General features: G+C 53.5%; 5 protein-coding genes. 2 read left to right on the top strand and 3 right to left on the bottom strand.

Going from position 1 to position 3677, the window contains the following annotated elements; all coding sequences use genetic code 11:
* Window positions 1-261: 261 nt before the first annotated feature.
* On the bottom strand, window positions 262-711 hold the full coding sequence (locus AC2VLY_RS09025) for a hypothetical protein (RefSeq protein WP_486893183.1): 450 nt from the start codon (window positions 709-711) through the stop codon (window positions 262-264).
* On the bottom strand, window positions 708-968 hold the full coding sequence (locus AC2VLY_RS09020) for a DUF2934 domain-containing protein (RefSeq protein WP_486893182.1): 261 nt from the start codon (window positions 966-968) through the stop codon (window positions 708-710). The genes AC2VLY_RS09025 and AC2VLY_RS09020 overlap by 4 nt, the downstream gene beginning before the upstream one ends.
* Before the next feature lie 141 nt (window positions 969-1109).
* Here AC2VLY_RS09020 and AC2VLY_RS09015 point away from each other — a divergent pair, with 141 nt between their 5' ends.
* Window positions 1110-1367, top strand: coding sequence for a hypothetical protein (locus AC2VLY_RS09015; protein WP_486893181.1), 258 nt, complete (start codon window positions 1110-1112; stop codon window positions 1365-1367).
* Window positions 1368-1443: 76 nt separating this feature from the next.
* Complete coding sequence (locus AC2VLY_RS09010; RefSeq protein WP_486893180.1) at window positions 1444-2301, top strand: sigma-70 family RNA polymerase sigma factor; 858 nt, start codon at window positions 1444-1446, stop codon at window positions 2299-2301.
* Window positions 2302-2558: 257 nt separating this feature from the next.
* Here AC2VLY_RS09010 and mobQ read toward each other — a convergent pair whose 3' ends face one another.
* On the bottom strand, window positions 2559-3581 hold the full coding sequence (mobQ, locus tag AC2VLY_RS09005) for a MobQ family relaxase (RefSeq protein ID WP_075323803.1): 1023 nt from the start codon (window positions 3579-3581) through the stop codon (window positions 2559-2561).
* Window positions 3582-3677: the final 96 nt, after the last annotated feature.

Genomic DNA, 3677 nt, shown 5'->3' with positions numbered 1-3677 from the left:
AAGCCCCGCCAAGGCAGCGGCAGCCCGAAGAAACGGACGACTTGGCGGGCGTCCACAGTCAGCAGAAAAGAAGGCTATATCGTAATGTCCCATAATCGGCCCTCCTGGGTGTCAGAGGAACCGAGCAAAACCGGGCGATCTGCCGTTCAGGGTTTTGGGGCTACAAGACAGAATGACGCATTGTGTCTCGTGTAATAGTTCCTCACCAGAGGATGGCGTCGCCCAGATCATTGAATAATTCTCCCATTGGGCTTCGGCCACCTAAACCGCGAAGTGCTGTTGGAAAAGCGTGTCTATGACCTCGCAGGTGTCGCCCGGTGCGGAAAAGCAAAACGGTCGAATGACGTGCATGGGGAGACCAGCATCCCAGAGGGAAAAGGCGCAGGCGAGTAAACAAATGCCCGTATGCCCGCCAATCAAACCCCATTCCGTGACCTCCGAAAAACCCCGCAAGGCATCCAAAGCGGGTTGGTCCAGACCATAACCAGGCCTGTCGATCACCAGATTATGCCCCACATCAATGACCGCATCGCCTTCCAGTCGAGGCCTGTCCAGGCGCTGCATGAGCGGATTGCCCAGCGCTGGCAGAAAACGTGTCGCGACGACCACGGCATAGTCTTCCGCCGTATCCCTCACCCTTTCTACCAGATCAGGACTGGGCGAGAATCCATATTGGAGATCAACGATCAGCAAACCATGATTTGCACTCATAATACCTCAGGGATGTTTTTTGCGTTGGTCTTCAGCGTGGTTGTTCGGGGTTTCCTTTTTGTCGGGGTTTTGGGAGTGGGCGCTTCGAGCATGCGCTCTATGTCAATCTCTGCCTGTAGCCAGTCGGCCATGACATCCCCCTCTTGAAAACCGCGCCGCTCGGCCAGGTAGTAGGCCGCTTCAGCAACCATACGGTAGTGCTGTTCTGCGGAGATCGTTTGGGTATCGGATTTCTGGGTATGTTCTAGTTTGGACATATATAAACCTCTCTGTTTTTGCAGGATGCCGTAGAGATTCGGATGAGTCGATCACCCCATCAATAATTATCGTTATGCCTTTACAGATTAAATAATTATAATAATATGTAATGTTTGAGTGCTACCGCTAGGACAACGCCAATGAATCTGCAAAGCTATAAAACAACCAAGGAATCATTAGCAGCGTTCGTTGACCTATCTCCTCAAGATAGTCAGGTGTTGCTCAACTTTGGGGTCAGCGAAACAGACTGGAAGACTCTCATTGATTATAGGGGTAACAAGACGAAAGCATTCGCCTGGGTAGAATCACGGTTGCAAGAAGTACGCACTTTACGTATTGAAGCACAAAGAAGTTATTTGCATGTGATGCTTAACAATTTGTACGGTGACAAGCAATAAGTTGATATCTTTTCGATCCGTAATGAAATCAAAGAGTAGTGGCGAGAAAAAACCATCTGTGAGCTCAACAGGAAAGATGAAAGAATATATAGAAGAATCATCCGGTACAGACTCCACACACTGCTATCTGAGAGAAATCCGTCAGCAAGGGTTAATGACGGCAGAAGAAGAGGTGGCTCTTGGCCGGCAGGTCCAAGCCGGAGACATGGACGCAAGAAACATGATGATCGTCAGCAATCTCCGTCTGGTGGTCAATTTGGCTAAGCGTTATCTACGCCATGATCTTCCTCTTCTGGATTTGGTTGAAGAAGGCAATCTGGGGCTGATGCATGCGGTTGAAAAATTTGACCCCGAAAAAGGCTTTCGTTTCTCGACCTACGCTACTTGGTGGATTCGTCAGAGTATCGAGAGGGCCATAATGGATCAGGCACGCACGATTCGTATCCCTGTTCACGTCATGAAAAAACTCAGCGCGATCTTACGCACCGCTCGTGAATTAGAGACTATTTTACAGCGTACACCTACGCCTGAAGAAATAGCAGAATCCATAAAATGGCCGGTAAGTGAAATTCACGAGTACCTCAAAAAAGACGTGCTGGTGATGCCCCTCGATACGCCGATTAGTCATGACGACAGGGCTAGTTCCATGGCCGACATCATCCCTGACCCTAGCGGCAGCACAGAAGAAGCTTTAACTGCGCGTGATTTGTCATCACACGTTCATCAATGGGTGGATCACATGCCAGAAAAACATCGGCAAGTGATTTTCTGGCGTTTTGGTCTTGATGGGACAGACCAAAACAGCCTTAAAGAAGTTGGGGACCGCATGGGCGTCTCGCGAGAACGCGTTCGCCAGATCCAATCGGAAGCTTTGGAAATATTACGAGACCACATCAAAGCGGAAGGACTGACTGCAGAGATGCTGTTCGAATGAGCTTTGGGAAGCGTAGTAGGCACCGGGTTTGAGGCCGGCCGACCAGTCGCGTTAGCGTATTATTGTAACGGCCATTCCACAGACCATCGGATTGTTAATCCGCTGGTCGGCATGTTAAAACACCAGTAAAAATAGGCGTTTCAGCCTGTGCCATGCCGTGATTTTTGGCGCTTTGCCCAAAATATGCCCAAGCGTCCCCGGAAAAGCACCATATACGCAACTTGTCACAGTAATAAACCGTTACTGTAACACTAACATCACAACTCAGGACCATCCAGCTCATATTCCCGAGGCGCTGGCCGCTCTACCTCCTGCTCCCGTTGCAACTGCTGCTCCGCCTGAAACCGCTCAAAGGCCTCCCGCGCCTGCTGCTTGCCCGCTTCTATCTCCTGATACTGGGCAAACTGCTTCCGAATGTCTGCAATCCCCTGGGCAATCTCTTCGCGGATTATCCGGTCCCGCTCGGCGCGCGCGGCTTCCAGGTCGCCGGATAGATCAAGAATACTCTGATCTACCGCCAGGTCTTGCCGCTCCAGCTCACCCGCTTCCTTGGCCAGCTTTAATCGTTCCGAAACTTCCTGCTCAAAATCCAGCCTTCGGCGGCTCGGTTGCCCGGTCCGCCGCTCATAACCACTGGCCGCTGGCCCCAGATGCCGGGTCGGTGCCCGATCCTGACCTTGCTCCGCCAGACTGCGGTGATCCACCTGGGCGGCTATGCCGTTTTCCTGTAATCGGGCGTTCTGTAGCTCGGCAAACCGTTCCCGCCATTCGCTCACCAGTTCTTTGCCCGTCTTCCGGTCATCCAGTTCCCGCGTCTTTTCGGTAAACCCGTCTGGTCCTATCCGCCGGGTCGTCAGCAGAATGTGGGCATGGTGATTGCGCTGATCTCCGGCTTTCCCCGGCGCATGCACGGCCACATCCGCTGCACAGCCATGCCGCTGGACCAGCTCTCCCGCAAAATCCAGCGCCAGACGCCGCCGCTCGGCAGGGGGCAGTTCTTCGGGCAGGGCAATCTCGAACTCGCGGGCAACCGTTGCGTTCTTCCGGGTCTCCGCCTGCTCGGCGGCATTCCACAATGCCGCCCGGTCCGCTGCCCAGTCGGGGGCATCTTCCGGCAACACCAGATCGGCGGACTCAACCCCGCTTCGGCGGGTGTAGTCGTGTACTTCTCCCGTCCGTTCATCTTCGATCTTCTCGCCGGAACGATACGCGGAGGAAGCCGTGCCGCTGCGGCCTGCAGATCGGCTGATGGCTTTGACGGAGAGATGATAGATCGCCATTCTGGCCTCCTCCTCCTACGGGGTGTCGGGGCGGAGCCTTGACCGCACGCAAACTCGCAGAGTTTGCATAAGTGCGCCCTTGCTTTTTCGCTGCGG

Source organism: Acidithiobacillus sp. TH-A36 (assembly GCF_057473445.1).
The sequence above is the reverse complement of the archived record's forward strand: the minus strand, read 5'-3'. Positions and strand labels throughout refer to the sequence as shown.